Origin of the sequence: Aeromonas sp. QDB68 (genome assembly GCF_027707405.1) — a bacterium.
Taxonomy (GTDB): Bacteria; Pseudomonadota; Gammaproteobacteria; order Enterobacterales; family Aeromonadaceae; genus Aeromonas; species Aeromonas caviae.
In genome coordinates, this window is the sequence record NZ_JAPCIQ010000203.1 from 1 (window position 1) to 1,504 (window position 1,504).

At 47.5% G+C, this 1,504-nt stretch carries 4 protein-coding genes; all 4 read right to left on the reverse strand.

Annotated elements, in window-relative coordinates:
- Window positions 1–126 precede the first annotated feature (126 nt).
- Window positions 127–435, reverse strand: coding sequence for an antibiotic biosynthesis monooxygenase family protein (locus PG892_RS22200; RefSeq protein WP_002122973.1), 309 nt, complete (start codon window positions 433–435; stop codon window positions 127–129).
- 50 nt (window positions 436–485) lie between these two features.
- Window positions 486–731 (reverse strand): glutaredoxin family protein, encoded by a 246-nt coding sequence (locus tag PG892_RS22205; protein ID WP_025467194.1) that lies wholly within the window; start codon window positions 729–731, stop codon window positions 486–488.
- Between the two features lie 21 nt (window positions 732–752).
- A complete protein-coding gene (msrB, locus tag PG892_RS22210) occupies window positions 753–1,193 on the reverse strand; it encodes a peptide-methionine (R)-S-oxide reductase MsrB (RefSeq protein ID WP_000483554.1) in 441 nt (146 codons plus the stop codon).
- Between the two features lie 31 nt (window positions 1,194–1,224).
- Window positions 1,225–1,504 (reverse strand): hypothetical protein (locus PG892_RS22215; protein ID WP_442865648.1); only part of this gene is annotated, 280 nt, incomplete at its 5' end.

Consider the following 1,504-nt stretch of genomic DNA (forward strand, 5'->3'; position numbering starts at 1 on the left):
TGGGGCATGCAGTCGTGGCAAGCCCTCCGATGCCATATCGGCTCTTGAAGCTGGCTGAGGGTCATGGGTAATCAGGTTTCATAAATGGAATACGGACGCCACCTACGACATAAGTAGTTCTCGTTTTCATAATTTCACCTCCGGCTTTGTGTGCCGTTCAAAAACTTCTCCGACCTTCACGTCGTACGATTCAAAAATGTAGTCTTTGCCAAGCATCTTGGCTTTTTTGTGTTCGGGATGCTTATCCCAAGCATCGAAAGCTTCTCTGGTAAGGAACTCGACAATTAGAACATCTTCACCGTTAGGAGAAGAAAACCGCTCATGGCTTCCGTAACCAGGAATGGCTTCGACAAGCGCGGACATCTCGGCGTATCTTCTTTCAAACTCCCCACCGTGCTCCTTGGCAACACGACTGCGGAAAACTGCTATAATCATTGATCTGACTCCTTACTAAGCTAATTACAATCCTCAAAAAAAAGATCTCGTTATTTCATCGAAGCTTCCAACCACTTGTCGAGATCCTTGAACTTGGGGTTTCTCAGCTTCTTTGTCCCAACCAGTATTGTCGGGAAATTTAACTTTCCAGTAGTATAAAGGGATCGCAGTTCATCAGCTGCCGCGTCGTCTTCGTGAACATCTAAAAAATCAAACTCGATTCCTTTTTCTTTCAAGTACGACTGGTAAATCTTGGTTTTGTGGCAGTCCTTATGACCGAACAGCTTAATCCCCACGACCCCCTCCATTTTCTAAAATTACTCTACAAACTTCAACGACTCCGAGTTGATGCAGAATCGAGCCCCAGAGGGCTCAGGACCATCTGGAAAAACGTGCCCTAAGTGGGCTTCGCACACATTGCATAGCACTTCGATTCTTCGTCCGTAAGTCGTGTCCAGTTCATATTGAATTACGTTGTCGGCGACGGGCTCAGAAAAACTCGGCCAACCTGTTCCCGAATCAAACTTAACGTTCGAATCAAACAGTTCAGTGTCGCAGCCCGCGCAGGCATACCGTCCTGCCTCATAAAATGAACAGAGTTCCCCAGTGTGAGGGCGCTCGGTGCCTTTCTTCCGCATGACATTAAATTGAGCGGGCGTCAGAATTTTTTTCCACTCTTCCTCGCTCTTTTCTACTTTTCTAGGAGGAGCGGGAGTGCCGTTATCGAGATAGTTGTTAATGCTTTCCCAGTTGAACATAAATTTGCTCCTTTATTTTTGGGTTTGTTCTTTAGCTATCAATCCACGCGAAGAAGTCAGTCGCGCTACCAATGAATTTTCCATCCACAAAAACTTGCGGAACAGTTTGAAGGTTGGACGTATAGGAAGAATAAACGCCCTTTTCACCCAAGTCCAACAGCTTTGGACCGCAGTTGACTCTTTCGACACCCCTGCGATGCAACCCAATCCGGCTGACGGGGAGCCAGCAACGCTGAAAATTTACCCTCCTCTTTCCCACTAGCGGCTCCTTTTCCGACAACCAGCACGGCGGATCCCTGCCGCGGCGCTGT